Source organism: uncultured Draconibacterium sp., from assembly GCF_913063105.1.
In the GTDB taxonomy this organism is placed as follows: Bacteria; Bacteroidota; Bacteroidia; order Bacteroidales; family Prolixibacteraceae; genus Draconibacterium.
The window spans coordinates 150,638-169,123 of the sequence record NZ_CAJXYQ010000008.1 but is presented as its reverse complement, the minus strand read 5'-3'; the positions used below and the strand labels follow the sequence as shown (position 1 = coordinate 169,123).

11 protein-coding genes are annotated in these 18,486 nt (G+C 42.4%); all 11 read right to left on the bottom strand.

Going from position 1 to position 18,486, the window contains the following annotated elements; genetic code table 11:
- Positions 1 to 9: 9 nt before the first annotated feature.
- Positions 10 to 2,424 (bottom strand): glycoside hydrolase family 95 protein, encoded by a 2,415-nt coding sequence (locus QZ574_RS10360; protein ID WP_297089412.1) that lies wholly within the window; start codon positions 2,422 to 2,424, stop codon positions 10 to 12.
- A gap of 331 nt (positions 2,425 to 2,755) precedes the next feature.
- On the bottom strand, positions 2,756 to 4,102 hold the full coding sequence (locus tag QZ574_RS10355) for an alpha-L-fucosidase (protein ID WP_297089411.1): 1,347 nt from the start codon (positions 4,100 to 4,102) through the stop codon (positions 2,756 to 2,758).
- A gap of 135 nt (positions 4,103 to 4,237) precedes the next feature.
- Entirely contained in the window at positions 4,238 to 5,131 is an 894-nt protein-coding gene (locus QZ574_RS10350; protein ID WP_297089410.1) for an alpha/beta hydrolase, read from the bottom strand.
- Between the two features lie 4 nt (positions 5,132 to 5,135).
- The gene (locus QZ574_RS10345; protein ID WP_297089409.1) at positions 5,136 to 6,938 is read right to left on the bottom strand and encodes an arylsulfatase; all 1,803 of its coding nucleotides are present in this window, start codon (positions 6,936 to 6,938) and stop codon (positions 5,136 to 5,138) included.
- 32 nt (positions 6,939 to 6,970) lie between these two features.
- Entirely contained in the window at positions 6,971 to 8,581 is a 1,611-nt protein-coding gene (locus QZ574_RS10340; RefSeq protein WP_297089408.1) for an arylsulfatase, read from the bottom strand.
- A gap of 171 nt (positions 8,582 to 8,752) precedes the next feature.
- Positions 8,753 to 10,198, bottom strand: a complete 1,446-nt coding sequence (locus QZ574_RS10335; protein WP_297089407.1) for a sulfatase-like hydrolase/transferase — start codon at positions 10,196 to 10,198, stop codon at positions 8,753 to 8,755.
- Positions 10,199 to 10,336: 138 nt separating this feature from the next.
- Complete coding sequence (locus tag QZ574_RS10330; protein WP_297089406.1) at positions 10,337 to 11,008, bottom strand: hypothetical protein; 672 nt, start codon at positions 11,006 to 11,008, stop codon at positions 10,337 to 10,339.
- A gap of 203 nt (positions 11,009 to 11,211) precedes the next feature.
- A complete protein-coding gene (locus QZ574_RS10325; RefSeq protein ID WP_297089405.1) occupies positions 11,212 to 12,663 on the bottom strand; it encodes a sulfatase-like hydrolase/transferase in 1,452 nt (483 codons plus the stop codon).
- 103 nt (positions 12,664 to 12,766) lie between these two features.
- Positions 12,767 to 15,508, bottom strand: a complete 2,742-nt coding sequence (locus QZ574_RS10320; protein ID WP_297089404.1) for a six-hairpin glycosidase — start codon at positions 15,506 to 15,508, stop codon at positions 12,767 to 12,769.
- Between the two features lie 29 nt (positions 15,509 to 15,537).
- A complete protein-coding gene (locus QZ574_RS10315; RefSeq protein WP_297089403.1) occupies positions 15,538 to 17,088 on the bottom strand; it encodes a sulfatase-like hydrolase/transferase in 1,551 nt (516 codons plus the stop codon).
- A gap of 128 nt (positions 17,089 to 17,216) precedes the next feature.
- Positions 17,217 to 18,443, bottom strand: a complete 1,227-nt coding sequence (locus QZ574_RS10310; RefSeq protein ID WP_297089402.1) for a putative glycoside hydrolase — start codon at positions 18,441 to 18,443, stop codon at positions 17,217 to 17,219.
- Positions 18,444 to 18,486 lie beyond the last annotated feature (43 nt).

Here is an 18,486-nt window from a genome sequence, read left to right as displayed (position 1 = left end):
AACATTACTTTACTTTCTCACCAAAACAAGGGTTTGTCCCGGCTCCGTTTTAACATCGCACAAATAAGTATCTTTCACTTCAAATCCCTTTAAATCAGCATTTTCTGAAATCAGGGGTTCCTGAATAGACGGTACCTGGAAGAATGGATTTGCATTATCCCCTTTAGCCTGGTTAAGGATTTCACCGGCTTCAGTTACCAATTCTGAATAGCTTCGGATACGGCAGTTACCACCTAAATTCGATTTAATTACAGCTTTTACCACTTCGCCATTTTCCCATTCCAATGCTTCAATTTCGAAACCACCACGTGCACGTAAACCTCTTACCTTGCCTGATGGCCAAACATCGGGTAAGGCCGGAGTTAAATGAATTGCACCATCATGACTTTGCACCATCATTTCGGTGAGGCCCGAGGTAAAACCAAAGTTTCCGTCAATCTGGAAAGGCGGATGTGCATCTAACATATTGGCATAAGTTCCGCCACCCTTTGTTCCGGGGCGGCCAACCAGTTTAATCTGGTCAGTCATCATTTTATAGGCATGGTTTCCATCAAGCAAACGTGCCCACTGGTTAATTTTCCAGTTCATACTCCAGCCGGTTGACGGGTCGCCCCGGTAAATCAAAACATTCCTTGTGGCTTCGGCCAGTTCCGGTGTGCGGAAAGGCGAAAACTGGTTCGACGGGTGCATGGCATATAATTGCGAAATATGACGGTGCTTGTCTTCCGGACTATCCCAATCGTGGATCCATTCCTGAATTTGACCGTGTTGTCCAATTTGGTTAGGAGCCAGTTTTGGAAGGGTATCTTCAATCTTTTGTATTAATTCAGAATCGGTATTTAATAGGCTTGCTGCCTCTGCTGTTTTTGTCAGCATATCCAAAATGAGTTGATTGTCCATGGAGGTGGCATAGGCAATATTCACATTTTTTGGCATGTGGGCCGGACGGTTTTCGGGCGAAGTAGAAGGCGCAAAAATTAACCACCCATTATCGGGTTCTGGTGTTAAAAAGCTCAGGCAAAACTCGGCAGAACCTTTCATCGCCGGATATACTTCTTTTAAATATTCCAAATCGCCGCTATACAAATATTTCTCCCATAAATGTTGGCTTAACCACAAGCCACCACTTGGCCACATTCCCCAGGTGGCACCGTCAACCGGGCCACAAATGCGCCACAAATCGGTATTATGATGACAGACCCATCCATCGGCACCGTACATATCTTTGGCGGTTTGCCTACCTGCAACCGAAAGCTCATTTACCAGGTCAATTAGTGGCTCGTGCATTTCGCTGAGGTTGGTCATTTCTGCAGGCCAATAATTCATTTCCAGGTTAATGTTTACCGTATAGGCACTTTTCCACGGAGGATAAAGTTCGTGCGCCCAAATCCCTTGCAAGTTGGCAGGTTGTCCGCCGGGTTGCGAAGAACAAATTAACAGGTAACGGCCATATTGAAAATATAAAGCAGCCAACGCCGGATCGTTCCCCTTACTGAACTCTTTGATGCGTACATCGGTTGGATTTTTGATCGAATCGGTAACTCCTAAATCCAATGAAACACGGTCGAAATAACTGCGGTAATACGAAGAATGGTCAGCAATTAATTCCTGATACGCTTTCTTTTCGGCCTTTGCGATATAGTCACTTACTCGCTTATGTTCATCGGCACTAACATCGTTATAGTTTACAAAGTTGGTAGCTATTGAAACATATAAAGTTGCACTGTTTGCACCGGATAAGGTTAGGCTTGTATCCGTAGCAGCTAAGGTTCCTCCTTCGGGAACTATTTTCAGCCTCGATTCAAACTTAACACGGCCTTCAACAGGCGTTTTTACTCCCCGGGCGGCTACATCGCTGCTTGTCCCGGTCATGCTTAACTCATTTTCCCCTTTAGTCTTCACCTCGACCACTGCCGGTGCAGGACGATCCATTCCGGCACTGAAACTAATCTTCCCTTTTTCGCTGGCCGTTAGCCGGATCACAATTACCTGATCGGTGAAAGATGTAAACACTTCGCGCTCGAACTTAACTCCATCAACGGTATAGATCGATTTTGTTACTGCATTTTCAATATCCAATTCGCGGTAATAATCAGAATAGTTCTCATGGCCTTCAAAATTCAGTCTCAAATTTCCGGCTGTTTCGTAAGGCATACCATGCGCTACTTTTGAAATAATTTTTGCATTAGCCAACTTATGCGCTTCTTCATAGTTACCATCAAAAAGTAATTGGCGTATGTCGTACAGTATTGCTTTTGCATCGGGATTGTCGTTACGGTGTGGTCCACCACCCCAAAGCGTTTCCTCGTTCAACTGGATGTTTTCTTTATCCGGGATACCATAAACCATGGCTCCTAAGCGTCCGTTACCAATAGGCAGAGCTTCGTTCCAGTTAGATGCCGGGGCATTGTACCAGAGTTTCAATTTGTAAGTTTGCTCATTCGTGTTATTGCAACCTGCAAACAGAAGGCCGAATAGAAACAGGGAGATAAATAAATTACTAAAAATTTGCATAAAAATAGGTTGATAATTTTTGGTTTAAATATTCTTTAGCTTACATAGGCTCTGCTGAATGTTAACCCTTTAACAGCTACAAGAGTAATAAAAATCGAAGATTTAGATTAGCACCAATAGTGCATGCTTTGGTAATTATGTTGCATCTGGGGTGGTTTTGAAGCTAAGAAACGTGAGGCAAAAAAAAGATTCCGATTCGCAACGTGGAACAGGAATCTTTCTCAAAAAAATATAGTTTCGTTTATTGCGCTAATTCGAGTTTTATAACCGAAGCAATGTTGTCGGGAGCATTTTTGGGTAAAGCGACAATTGAGCCATCAACTTTAAGTTTCTTACCACCATCAACCAGATTTGCCTTTTTTACTTTTAGTTTTTCATCAATCATCAGTTTTCCATCTTCAGGCCAATCAAAAACATGGGCATAAACTACCTTGTCTTTGCTGGTATAGCGTCCCCACTCGGGCCGGTTAACTGGACTGGCTTTACAGCCATAAATCGACTCGCTGTTCGTATCCATCCAATCACCCATTGAGGCAAGTATTTCGATACTCTCTGTTGGGATAACACCCAATCCATCAGGGCCTACATTGAGCAAGAAATTTCCTCCTTTCGATACAATGTCAATCAGGCTATGAATTAGCTTTTCATCACTTTTCCACTTTTTATCCGATGGTTTATAGCCCCACGAACCGTTCATGGTAAAACAGGCTTCCCAGTCGGAATCAATACCTGTTGCAGGCACTTCTTTTTCGGGTGTTCCAAAATCGCCGGCAAAGTTGCCTTCCACATTCATTCCGGCCATTCCGTTACGGCCTTTGTCAACGCGGTTATTTACAATGGTGTTGGGCTGAAGCTCCATAATCATTTCGTACATTTCTTTTCCCATTTCGGTAGTGTAATCAGCTATCCACTCCCCATCGAACCAAACTACCCCAATGTCGCCATAGTTTGTAAGCAATTCACGCACCTGAGGTTTTAGGTAATTTTCGAAATATTTTGGAAACTCCGGGTTCGATTTGGTTTGGTCTTTTTGCCCCACGTTGTAATGCGGGTAAAATATAGATTGTGCCTGCGGATGATGCCAGTCGGTAATGGAGTGATAGAAACAAAAAACAATGTCCTCTTTTCTGCAAGCTTCTGCTAACTCTTTTACCACATCTCGGCCAAAATCGGTGCGTTTTACAATGTTGTAGTCGCTTATTTTCGAGTTCCACATGGCGAAACCATCGTGGTGTTTCGATGTTAAAACGATGTATTTCATCCCGGCATCTTTGGCAATACCTACCCACTCGTCGGCATCAAAATTAACCGGTTCAAACACATCAACCACCTCCTTTTCGTAATCTTCAATCGTGTAATCCAGTTTATCCATAATCCACTCGGCACCCCCACCGCAAACTTTTCCATTGCGTTCGCCACCGGGCACGGCGTAAGGCCCCCAGTGAATAAACATACCAAAACGGGCATCGCGCCACCACGCCATACGTTCGTCGGTATTAAGTTTTTTTGTTTGTTTTTGTCCAAAGCCTGTGCTTATCAGCATGAGCAGTACCAGGCTTAGTGTAATTCTTCTTTTTAAATTTTTCATATTAATTGTTTTTGTTTGTATTTCAATTTCCTTGCTCTAATAAAGAAAACTAACACATGACGCATTTTCAATCATCAAAGATTCCTTAAAAACTGAGATCCGAGATTAATTAGCGTCATCCTTAATGGCAATGAGTTATTTTGAATTCAATGATATTTTTGGCTTGCCTTTAACATACCCTAACGATTTTAAAAACCGGTCTGTTTCGCGCACAGTTTCCACATAAAATTTACCATCGTATTTGTAGTTATTAAAAAAACCGTGCCCAGCGTCATCGTACAAAAACAAATCGCAACGGCAACCCGCTTCATCCATTTTTGCCTTGTAGTTTTCGGCTACAGAAGCAGGAATCAGATGGTCTTCTCGCCCCAGAAAAACAATTGTAGGCGGGGCATCTTTTGAGATGTTATGAGCCGGCGATATTTCTTTCCAGCGTTCGCCCATACGCTCATGGCAGAAACCTTCGGGGCCATTATCAAACACAGGGTTAAACAAAACCAGTGCATTGGCTTTCGAACTAATATTCAAATCTTCATCCGGTTCATCAAGCGTTGGGCAAACACCGGTTACAGCTGCCAAATGCCCTCCGGCAGATCCCCCTGATGCCACAATTTTTTCGGTATGAATATTTAATTCTTCAGCGTGTTGGCGCAAAAACCTAATGGCCGATTTGGCATCAGAACTAGCTTCATAAGGCGTCGTTTTGTGCCTCGATTTTACGCGGTAGTCTGCCAACACCGTAATCATCCCTCTTGATGCAAAGTATTCTGCTTGTGGTTTAAACTGCTCTGTTGTTCCACCGTTCCAGCCACCACCAAAAAAGAAAATAATGGCAGGGTATTTTTTGTTCTTTTTGAATTTTGGTGGGTAACGAAAAGTGAGGTCGAGCCTTACACTATCTATTTTTTTATAGGTTAATATGAATGGCTTTGTACTGTCTATATTTCTTAACTCATCGTTTGGACTTTGTGCTTGCGACACTGATGCGCAAAACAAAATCAGAATAATAGATTTTATTATTTTCATCATGATCTTACATCTTTTCAATATAAACATAGTAGGCCGGATGAACAAGGTTCATTTCATCAATCAACTGCGCTTCCATATCGTATTTCCCGGCAGGAATATTTAGCTTAAATGTTACTTCTTCCTGCCCCTCTTTTATGTCAACCTTTTTGGTTTGACCCGCTACATATAAATGTGCTTTGGTAAAATCATTTTTTACGGCAGCAGGTGCTGTTTTGTCGAGTTCAATACGTTTTTCCTGGGCCGGAAAAGTAGCGTTGATAGCATGCCCGCTCTCGCGTGGGAAACGGCGAAGTACAATATTATACTCTCCTCCGGTAACAAATTCGACTTTCCACCAACCACCGGCCTGCTCGCCCGTTATGGCTCCGTTTTGGTGCCACACTCCTTTATAAGCTCCAATAATTAAGTCGTGCGACATTATTTTTGTCGGATTTTCATAAGGTGTTCCAACTTTTATATAGGCATATTTCTCATCCACCCCTTCATCTAAAAGCGACTGCCACCAACGTTCATAACCTTCAGCCAAACGCGCAGCAACTTCAGGATATTCTTCGATAACATTATTTTCCTGGGCACGGTCCGTGGTAATATTGTAGAGCTGGTTACCATCAATCAAGCGCCAGTTGTCGTCCATTACCGAATAAGCCTTGTATTTAATCAGGTTTTGCTCGCGTTGTGTGTCGATATACAAAATACGGTTGGGCCATTCCGGATTTTCCTGCGTCATTAAAGGAGCAAGGCTCTTTCCATCCAATGGTTTTACCGGATTAAAATCAAGGCCAAGCAAATCAACAAAGGTTGGGAGCAAATCGTAATTCGCTACCAGGTTGTCAATATCTTTTCCGCCTGTAATTTGCCCGTTGGGCCAGCGAATAAAAAAGGGCACGCGGTGGCCACCGTCAAACTGACTTCCTTTTCCACCTTTTAATCCGGCATTGTAAGTTGAGCGGCCAGCCGAAGTTCCGTTATCGGTCGTGAAAATCAAGATGGTATTATCGGTTAAACCCAGCTCATCAAGCTTATCTTCCAGCTTTTTAAAATTGTCATCAATATTGGTAATCATTCCGTAAAACCGAAGCATCCTTTCGTTCAGATCTTTATACTCTTCTTTACCAACATACATATCGTAATATTCTTTCGGAACATTGTATGGCGAGTGAGGGGCATTGGTTGAAAGATAACAGAAAAACGGACGGTCTTTGTTTTTCTCGATAAAATCCAACGCTTCTGAGAAGAATACATCGGTACAGTATTCCTCATATTTCTGCTCAACTCCGTTGTGCCAATATGTATCGGCAAAGTAATCGTTCATCCAGTAATCGGGTCCCTGGCCAATTCCTCCGGCGGCATGGCGTACCACCTCATGAAACCCCCTGTCTTCTGGTCGGTACGGGTAATTGTCACCCAAATGCCATTTCCCATACATGGCATTGGTATAACCGTTTTGCGCAAGTATCTGAGGCAATATAACTTCATCTTCGAAAAGAATAGAACGTCCCATAATGGTGTGAAAAACGTTTACGCGGTTACAGTGTCGGCCGCTCATAATTCCACTTCGTGTTGGAGCGCAGGTGGTTCCCACATGGTAGTTGGTAAAACGCACCGCATCGGTATAAAACTTATCGATGTTTGGTGTTTTGATGTATGGATTTCCGGTACACCCCAAATCGCCCATTCCCTGATCGTCGGTAATAACAAAAATAATGTTTGGTTTCTGTTTAGTACTATTTTGAGCCAGCACCTGAGCACTACTCATACTCCATCCTAGAACAATAAGAAGGAATGTTGTTACTTTTATTAGGTTCATAATAACTTGTATTAATTGATTTTATTCGTTCTTTACTGCAATTCCATCCAGAATACCTGCTCCCAGTTGTCTTTTACAAATGATTGTGGAGCACCATCAGTCGACCTACCGATTTCAATAATTTCGGTGATTTCAGCTGTTAGCGATTCTACAATTTCAGGGTGTTCGAAATACAGGTTTGTAGTTTCGCCTGGGTCGTTTTCCATATCGTAAAGTTCGTAAAGTGCTTCACCTTCCTTGGGTTCAATAAAAGATGGTTTATAAGAGCCTCCCGAGCCGCGTAACATATTTAGTTTCCATTTGCCTTTGCGAATGGCAAAATGACCACTTGCCGAATGATGAATAATGGCTCTATCTGATTGGTATTCTTCTTTCGGAATATTTTCTGAAATCAAGGGTAGCAAGTTATAGCTGTCTTCGGCAGCATTTTCAGGAATTTCAGCACCAACAATTTCGGCAATAGTTGCCAGGTAATCCGACTGGCAAACCGGCACATCAACCTTGCTACCAGCTTTGATTACTTTTGGCCAGCGCATTAAAAACGGAACACGGTGTCCGCCTTCGTAAATATCACGTTTCCCGCCTTTAAAGTTCATACAGCTCCAGTGGTCGTATGTGTCGCGCTGGTATACGTAATTTGTTTCGGCACCATTGTCGGCGGAAAATATGACCAATGTGTTTTCTTCCAGTCCATTTTCTTTTAGGGCATTCAGCACTTGTCCAACACGGTAATCGGTTTCTTCCATAAAATCGCCATAATTACCACATGCGGTTCGTCCCCGAAAATCGGGGTGGGTACAATGGGGCAAGTGTGGACTGGTTAGCGGGAAATACAAAAAGAAGGGTTTTCCGTTTTTTGCATCATCGGCAACTCTATCGATGTACTCAACCGCTTTGGCTGCAAAAGTTTCCAGCACCAACTCGTCGTTAAACGATGGTGCGGCCTCAATCCAACCTCTACTTTCAGGCTCATCCATAAAAGGGGGTGTCATCCGATAATCCGCAGGATTAACTGCATTGTGGAAAGAGCTGGGAATTGGATTCTTTTTCTTTTTGGTCCAGAGTGTTGCGGGTTCCAAAACACGGTCATTTTCTAAATAGGTTAGCACACCAAAATTCATGGATGCCGGCAGTCCGAAAAAGTAATCAAATCCTTTTTCGATAGGGCCGTCGGTAAACGGTTGCGACCAATCGCGGTTTTTGCCTTTGGTCCCCGCAAAGTTCATTTGAAGGTGCCATTTACCAACCATTGCCGTGTTGTAGCCTTGTTCTTTTAGCATCGATGCGATGGTCATACGGTCTTTTTCAATCAAACAGGGGCCATCGGCTCCAAGCACTCCTTTTTTTAGCGAAGTTCGCCAACTATATCTTCCGGTAAGTAGCGTGTAGCGCGATGGTGTACAAACGGCATCGCTGCTGTGCCCGTCGGTAAAAGTTACTCCTTCAGCAACAAGCCGGTCGATGTTAGGAGTTTTAAATTTGGCGTTTGGGTTTAGTGCACTCACATCACCAGAGCCCTGATCGTCGGTGTAGATGATTACTATGTTGGGGTCTATTTTTTTTTCCTGTTTCACTTCGCAACTAAAAAACAGGCCACAAACTACCAACACTGCAAGTTTTGAAATATATTTATGCAAGGTCATTTTATAAAATGGTTTTATTATTTCTTATTTACCCCTCACCCATTCGCGATCTCACGAGGGAAGCACATTCTAAACTAAATTCCTATGTTTAATTAAAATATTATTCCTTCGTTTGAAGCAGTTTTCCCTCATGAAGGAAAATGTCGATAGGCACATGGGTAAACAAAAGTTTTATTCTTTCCTTTCCCAAACAAAGCTACCTTCAAGAAGTGCGGCATATTCCGACTTCAACAATTCTTTCATCTCTTCAAATTTATCAGGGTATTTTTCCGAAACATCAGTGCTTTCAGAGATGTCTTCATTCATATTATACAAAACGAAATCAGTAAGTTCTGCTTCTTTAATCATCTGCTCGTTTCCATCGTAAATGTTATGGAAATTTTCCACATAGGAAGTATCGCTTTTCAGGCGGCACATAATTTTCCAGTCGTTGGTGCGCATTGCCACCATACGCTCGTTTATGGCATCGTAAAATGCCCAGGTTAATGGTTTCACCCTATTCATGCTTCCCGTTTCAATCAAAGGAATAATCGACTGTCCGTCCAAAATAACATCAGGAAGCGTTGCTCCGGAAATTTCGGCAAAGGTAGGCATGAAATCGAGCGATGAAACCACAGCATCGGTAGTGCCGTTAAACGTTTCTTTTCCTAACCACCGAAAAACTCCGGGAACACGAAAACCCGCTTCGCTCGTCCAAAGTTTCATTCCTTTTAGCTCGCCAGGCGAACCATACGAACGTTTGGCTCGATAGTAACGCATTAAAGTTTCAGGGCCATTATCGGAGCTAAAAACAATCAGCGTATTATCACCATGATTAGCTTTAAGGTACTCAATTAATTGTCCTACTGCCTTATCCATATTTTCTACATTGGCAAAATACTGAGCCTGGTCTTCGTTTTCCGATTGCGACATATATTTTTCAACCAGTTGTGCAGGAGATGCTACGGGTTCGTGCGGTTCGTGAAAACACACCTGCAGGTAAAACGGATTTCTGTCTTCTTTGTTTTTGAGCCAGTTTAATGCTTCATCAACAACCAACTGGCAACTAAATCCTTCCAATTGCCCAACATCATGGCCATTGCGCACAAAATTTTTAGGATTTTCGTGGCTTGGTGCCGCATTGTTATGCGTGGCAAACCAGTGGTCGAAACCAAAGTAACCCGGTGTTGGTTGTTTATCAGAATTAAAATGCGAACTGCAGTGCCATTTCCCCGACAAACAAGTTGAATACCCAACCGTTTTTAGCATGCCCGGTATGGTTTGTTCATGTGCCTGAAGATGCACAATATCGCGACAATCCTCGCTTTTTCGTGGTCCGGGAATAAAATCGTAAATCCCTGCTCTGTTTGGACTTCTTCCTGTAAGCAAACCAGCTCGGGATGGTGAACACACTGGTGCTGCCGAATAAAAACTGGTGAACTTAATACCGTCTTCGGCCATTTTATCCAGGTTAGGTGTTTCAATAACAGGGTGACCGAAACCTGATAAATCGCCATAGCCAAGGTCATCGCATAAAATTACGACAATGTTGGGCTGGCTTTCCTTTTCTTCTGTTTTGCAGGAGAAAAGGGCTACGCTTAGTAGCAAAATAGTTGTTAATTTTTTAAGATGTTTCATGTTACTAATTTCTTTGAACCAAATAAATCTCCTTAAAAGTTAAAATATCCCTCTGCCATTCCCACATATTCCAGACACAGGCATCTCCCCTTCCTTCGACTCCGCTCAGAATGACGTGGGAGAAAAAGCGGACTTCTTCTATTTTATTATTTCAACATTTCGGATTAAACAAGCTGCATATTCGCCGGCTGTTCCTCGAATTCGGAAAGCAATGTGACCACCGCCAAAAGCATTTTTATCGGTAGTTTCCAGAATGGTTTCACCATCCACTTTACACCACAATAAATTTCCTTTTCGGCCAATTTCAACCGAGTAGTAAACACCGGGGTGCATAAAGTTTTTCTCCATTGAAATCAAAGCCGGGTCTTGACCAGCAGGACACGGGTATTTACGGATAAACGGAGTGAAATTATGCGGACCATTCCTAAAGGCATACAAATAGTTTTCCACATCATCAATCCAAAGACTCATTGAGCCATCATAATCTTTAGGAATAGTTATACCTGTATCTTCTCCGGGATTTGAAGCTGACAAAATTGCTACCAATACGCCAGCAGTTGTTACCGACATAACATCGTATTTTATGACCACATTTTCACCATAACTTTCGGGGCTTACTATCATTACCCCGTTGCTTTGCATCGGGTCTTCTTTCATAAAGAACTGATTGTGGCTTTCTACCATTTTAGTTCCCTGACCTAAAAAAGTCCAGTTGTTTAAGTCTTCGGGAGTTAGTTTTTGAGCTTGTGCAGATCCTACTGCAAAAATTATTACGGCCAGTAATAAAATTGTGTTTTTTAGTGTTTCCATTATAATATTATTTTATTGACTCTTTTCATACCCCTCAGTCTGTCGAAAGCTCCCCTCATGAAGGGAGCAGGCCTTGAAGCAACTTTCAACGTTTCTTCAAAACCTTTGGCTTTTCAATTCCCCGTTTCCCCTTTTAAGGGGAAATGCCAACAGGCAAAGGGGTATAATTCAAATATTCTTAAATTCCCTCATTCTAAACTCCCTTATTCTTGATCCCACATGCGATATGGGTCGTTGTGTTCCTCCATTTGCTGAAGAAGCAGTGCTTCCATTTCTGCCAGTTTTTCAGCGTACTTTGGGTTCTCAGCTAAATCGGTTTCCATTTCACCGGTTTTACCATGTTCCGGTAAAAATTCATTGGGATTCTCAGCCAGATTAAACAATTGTGTTTCGCGAACGGCACCGTCCATCATATCGTATTTTATCAGTTTCCAGTCGCCTTTTCGAACCGAGCGGATTCCTGGTTTGGTTCCACCCGCATACACACCATACATAACATCGCGTAAAGTTTGTTCAGTACCTTCCAAAATTGGTTTCATGCTTTTGCCCATCACGGTTTCCGGAATTTCAATACCGGCTAAATCGCATAAAGTTGGCAAACAGTCAAGCAAATAAACATTCCCTTCCACACGAGTTCCTGCTGCAATTCCAGGGCCATTTACAATAAATGGAACACGCCAGCAGTGCTCGTAAAGGTTTTGTTTGCCCATTAAACCATGGCGACCAATGGCAATTCCGTGGTCGGCAGTGTAAACAATGTAGGTATTATCCAACTCACCCATTTCTTCCAGCTTTTTCAGCACTTTACCAATCTGAATGTCAATATTTTCGGAGCAGGCAAATTCTCGCCCTTGCTCGTTTCGGATGGTATTTACATCGCGATTTTTCCAAACTCCCGGTACACGCTCTTCGTCGCGTAAGGCCGGGTGACCATGAAAAAACGGATGCTCAAACAAATAATTTACAGGAACTTCGGGCTGCTTTGGATTAGCTGCCGGCAACGATTCTTTGTCTTTATGGTTTGTAGCACCATATTTTGCCAATAACTCAGGTGTACCATTACGTTCATCGTGAGGATGTGAAAAACCAAAATAGATAAAGAATGGTTCTTTCTCCTGGTTTGCTTCCCTGGTGTTTAAGTAATTAAGCACTTGTTGACCGTGCCACGCGCTTCCGCTTTCTTCGGTACCCCCACGTTTTGTGGCATCGTGCACCACGGTAAACTGGGTATTGGCAGCCCCAAAAGAATTTCCCTTTTTGCAGGTGCGCATGGTATTGTAGCCGGCCCGGCTAAATACGGCACCAATGGTTTGTAGTTGCAGGCTGTCGGGGCAATTGTAAGCAGACATTTTTCCTGCACTTTCTGGCAGATTCCAAACGGTACGTCCGCTCATAATCATATGGCGTGAAGGCGTGCAAACAGCCCCATTCATTGACCCCATGTGGTAGGCACTTTCGAAAACCATTCCTCCTTCGGCCAATTTATCGATATTGGGTGTTTCCAAAATCGAATTTTCGTCGTACAATTTTAAGTCGAAAGCCGATTGGTCGTCGACCAAAATAAACAGGAAATTGGGTTGTTTAGTAGCTTCTTTTTGGCAACTGAAAAGCAGCAAGCATAAAAGAATAAAGGTTATCGATTTTAGTTTTTTCATCAATTGTTTTATTTTTAGGTTGTTAAATGTTGACAGGTCTTATAAAATAGGTACAGTTTCTTCTTATACGAGAGAATTTCAGACTAAAAGGGACATCTTTTTTTTAAAACTTTATGTTTCTATATTCTCCCGAATTAAATTTCTTTTCAGAATTTGTAAATGAAATGGTTATCGGAATTTCATTGTGCAGGAACAATTCTCCATTCTTTTTTTCCAGCACTACATTTCCTTTTTTAGATGTTGTTAATGAAAATCCATTTGCCTCCAGCGTTGTTCCATTACCCATAAACAGTACGAAATCACCGTATTTTTCATTCCCCACCAAAGCATAAGCGGCATTGGTTGATATGTTTTTATATTTGGCCGTTTTTTCGTCGTACGTTGAGAAAACAAAATCTTCCCGACCTGTTTTACTGACAACATGAATTCCTGCAAAATCCTTGTTTCCATTTTCATCATCGAAGCCAGAAATCGATTTAATGCTTTTTCCCTTTGCAGAAGTATAAGGTTCGTAAACCGAAATAAAAGGATGCTCCCAGGCTTCGCCATGCTGGCGTGCAACCACGGTTAAGTATGGCTCGTGGTCAATATCGTACGGAATTCCTGTTTTGTCTTTAAAGGATTTGCATGGAGGTGATTTTACAGTGTAAACTTCGCGCCCCTCAGTCCCTTTCATCCAAAGGTTCATAAACACGTCGGTTTCATTTTCAGGTCGGTCAATTTTCCATTCAGCTACATAATCTTCGCTGGTATGTACCGATTTTTTATCCCACATATAATCCAATGCGTAAAGGTGTCCTCCGGCAAATCCCATTTCCTCACTTGGAGTAAGTTCCAGCGGGTTTCCTTTGGTATCGCTAATTTGCATGCTTTGTCCCAGGTTGTGGTAATAATAGTCGTGAAATTTATCCCCTTTGCGTTGTTTTTTCGAGCGGAACACATCGACATAATACCCGGTGGTTTTACCGGTCTTTACAATGCTCACTGTGCGGTTTTGGTCACTTCGTGTCTCCGGCTCCAGAAAATAAACATCGGTATAAGTAATATTTGGATAATAGCCTGTTTTTTGCTCCGATTTTGGGTACTCTCCCATTAAGTCAAAAGCATGGTAACTCAGCATTTCGGTATACGACGATGCGCCATCAACCATTACCGTGTTGTGCGCCGGAAATTGCGAATAATACTCCAAATAAATGGGTTGTAAATAGCCTGCTCCTTTTCCCGGGTCTGCGCCCTGCACCAAACCTTTTCCGTAAAGTTCAATATTAATTCCATTCGCATGCATGTGGTTACCCAACGAGCCATTCATCGATACCATCATTCCATCAGTTCCCCAGTCCATGCGCTGTACGTGCCAGCTAACATTTGGAGCGTAAAAGGTTTGGGTGATGTAATTGCTTCTTTCAGCTGGCTGGTAATCCGGATTTAGAACTAAGGGTTTACTGGCAAAAAACGAAGAAATATCTGCCCGCGGCCTGCGTTGTTGGGCAGGTTTGTCGGCATTTGGTTCAAACAAACGATACATGGCCGTGAATTCTTCTTCCAAAGATTCATTCCCGTTTTTCTGGGCAATACGCACCATGTCGCTCATGGGCTCTGTATAAAGTGGACCGTAGTTCGTATCGCCAAAAGCAACTATCTGCCCATTCGGGAACAGGTATTGCGGCAGCATTTTTACAGCTTTCTCCATTACGGGGGCAAAAGGAAGAATATTGTGGTCGAAAGCATTGTCGAAATCGCGAATAAAGTTGGCGAGGTCTTTGGTAACGCCCTGCGAGTAGCCCGGGCACTCGGCCCATACACCGTTATTTTCGTCGTAACCATAGTCCATAAATTTGGTCAACGACCACTGGCGTGCAGAGGTTTGATTCAGAATATAATCGATGTAATATTCACGGCCTTTCCCGTCCTCATAAAATTTGTTGTCTTTTAGCACCATGGCACCTTTCAGTATCGTTTTTGCCTGGTGCAGGTTCCAGTTATTTTGTGGAACCCCGTTTCGAATTATGTTCTCGTTCCATTTTTTTATGGTAGCATCGTAAAGGCCAATTTTCTCCGGTTCGTTTTTTTCGATGTATTGATGAAGGAAGTCGTAAAGTTCGGCAACCACGATTAAGCCTTTTTCGTGAATTACCTGGAAACAAGTCATGCCCACCAGCGTTTGAATGTGACCATTTAACAAATCAATGGGTTCGTTGCGATAATACATTCCCATCATGTAGGTATCAAAAATATCGAAAGCAAATTTGGCAAATCGTTCGTCTCCTTCGAGCCAATACAGAAATGCGGCATCGCGGGCAAAGCCCAGCAGTTTTTCATTGTGCCGGTGAAGTATGCCCCCTGTTTTCGACTGCTCCACCCACTCCAAAGGATTGCCTTCTTTGCTTTTATTGCGAAGGTACAAACCCCGCTCATCGTCCATATACGGAAGAATATCTTCCAAATCGGGCATTGCATAATTGGTGGTATAATCGCGCGATCCGGTATATCGAACGGTTGGCACCGGTGCCTCACCATCAGCATGGGAATAGTAAATTCCGTTTACATACACATTCGTGGCTTTGGTTTTCCAGTACATCATCAGGCGCGATGGCATCCATTCAGGGTCGTTCACATGACCTTTAACATGAGTGTCAATCTTCTTATGGATTCCGGCAAGAACGTCCTGTGCCCATTCTTCCTGTTGAATAGTTTCTTCAAGGTTCTCTTTTTCGGCTTGAGTAATATACAAACGTGGATAACCTTGTGTAAGGTCTTTTGGAAGTGGAATTTGGATTGTTTCTTGTGCGTTTACCAAGCTGAAAAAACTTATTAAAACGGCTACTAATTTTAGTTTTCTTATCATGATTATTATGTTCTACTTTTTGTCAGATATTATTGAATAGCTTCGTTGTACATTTCTTCGGTTTTTTTTCGTAACTCTTTCAGCACTTTATTGTACTCTGAATTATTTACCAAGTTAACCTGCTCCAAAGGATCATTCTCCAAATCATACAACTCTTCAATTTTGGGGGTATGCTCGTAATACACAAAATATTTGTAACGATCGGTTCGAACGCCATGACTGCGATACGATTTATTATTATCAATCAATCCTTGGTTTATTTCATCAACGTTTTCCTTGTATCTACTTCCGAACATCTCTGCCAGAAAAAGATCTTCCATAAATACAGCATCGCGCCATTGGCTCATATCTTGAGTTTTATCCAAAACTCCACTAAAATCTCTGCCCTGAACACCTTCTGGTACTTCAATTCCGGCCAGCGAGAGAATCGTTGGTGCCATATCCACCGATGAGATTAAAGCATCTTCTCTATACCCACGTTTATGTTCGGGAACACGACCATCGTATACAATCAGAGGTGCTTTCACCGATTCTTCGTATAGTAAACACTTATCAAAAAGTCCGTGTGAGCCCTGAAAACGCCCGTTATCGCTGGTGTAGATAATGATGGTATTTTCCAACATTCCTTTCTCTTTCAGCTTTTCTACCAATAAACCAACTTGCTCATCAACACTATAACCTTGTGTAGCAAAGCGGCGCACCAGTCTTTGGTAAAGCTCTGGGGTAGATGAACGCTGTGCATGTAAACGTGGTCCTCTTGCATTTTCAACCACTACCTTAGGCAAATCATCCGAATTATCTTCCTCCCAATTTTCAGGCACCGACATATTAAAATCTTTGTAGTACTCGAAATGAGGCATGTAAATATCCTTGTTATTGTCGTGCTTAACCGCATAAAAACTTACTGAAAGGCAGAACGGTTGATCATCAGGTTGCGTATCTAAAAAGCGCAACATGGCTTCACCGGTTCGTAGAGTTCGTCCCGAATTTTCACGTCCCTCTTTAAAAATTGCTTCCAGTGCTTCATTATCTTCCGACCAGGTAACCATGCCATTTCTATCATGGGTTTCGGTGCCTGCAAAAAAATCGAAGATTTCACCCATGTGTTTTTTGTAGAAATGCTCTTTGGGTGTACTTGGCCTCGTTGCTTCTGCGGTAACGGTAAAGCCAACTTTACCGATAAAACCAGTACGGTAACCTGCATTTTTTAATACGGCGGGATAGCCCTTTTCAAAATCAGCTTGCGACAAGGTATAGTCGTCGGGAGCCACAAATCCAACACGGTGATTCGAATTGTAACGCCCCGTCATCATGGTTACGCGACTAGGCATACATATTGCGACGGCATAATATGCCTTGTCGAAAATAACACCCTGCTCTGCCAATTTATCGATATTGGGAGTGTTGAACTCGGACCTACCATAACAGCCCATGTTATCCCAACGCTGGTCGTCGGTCATTAGAAAGATGATATTGGGCCTGTCTCTCGATCCAGCGTATAGATCTCGTGGGCCTGCAACCACTAGAAGGATTAGGGCCAATACTGAGATGAGTTTCTTTAATTCTTTTCGGTATTTCATCTACAAGTTATTTTCTTCAATATATCACTGATAAATGTTAGCCTCTCAAACAGTCGGGAGCTTTTACAGTGATTGAGCCCCTGTTTGCCAGCAGTGCTGGCAAACAAGGGCCAACCGTCAAAGATTCGCTATCGCCAGTTTATTTTTGCTTCTTTTTTATCTGTATCGACCCAAACACTGGCGTGTTCAAATTCGCGGGTAAACTGCCAACCATCGGGAGTGACGCGTTTGAAAGCTCCTTTTGGTGCCCCGAGTGGTTTCTTTAAAGCGGGATAATCAACCAGGTTTCCATCGGCTAGATTCCATCCCCAGTTCCATTGGAAATAGGAATACGGCTGTGCTCCAATCAAGTAACAGGCATGATAATATTCCAATTGCTTTTTCGAGCGTTCCTCCATTCCTTCATTATCTGTAGCGCCAATTGTAATATCAGTACGTTTTTTTCCTTTAGCTCCGAAACGATAAATCGAGAATTTCCCGGCCTTGGCAATTCGCTCCATATCGCCCCATTCTTTAAGTAGATTTTCTTTATTGGTAACGGTATTATTATAATGTTCGAAAAAGAATCCATCGCAATGCGGAAAAACCTCTTTGGTGTCAGCAGCGTTGTTTCCAATCAATATCTTGTCAGGCCCCATTTTTTCCTTTAATCCGGCCATCATTTCACCTTTGGCTTTTGCTATTTCTACAATCTTATCATTTGGGTAATCCATATCTATACCCACATTCATACGGTCAATAAAAATACCATCAGCACCCGATATTTCAACACCTTCGGCAGCAGACTCAATCCACCATCTGCGGAAATCAGGATTTAATGCATCGAAATAGTATGAGAATGCTGGTTTGGTTTTTTCCCTTAATTTTCCAGTCTTTGGATTAACAAACAGGAATTTGGCTAATTCCGGTTTTTTAGCAATTCCTTCGGGAGTAAAATCTTTATTAAACCGTGGATAAGGCCATGCCAAATAGGAATTATAATAGAACAATACTTTGGACTCTGGCTTGATTTTATGAAACGCTTCCACTTCGTGCTTTGTGCCCATCACCTGGTCACCAAGCTGGTTGAATCCATGTGATTTTTCAATACATATAAAATCTGTACGTTCGGCAATAAATGTCACTTCTTGTGGCTCCAACACCCGATCGATATCACCGAAATGATAATACATCGGGGTCGTTTCCCAACTGAATTTTGGAAAATAGGATTTGGCCACAAACTGACTTCCATCGCTTAAAATCAAAGATTCCTTGCTATATTCTTCCTGCGAAACTTGCTTTTTTACTTGATGTGAACACGCCACTGACATGAAGAACATCAGCGTAAACATGGTTTGATAAATTTGTTTTTTCATATCTTTTAAATTCATTCGTTTAACAATACTATCAGTCACTTCA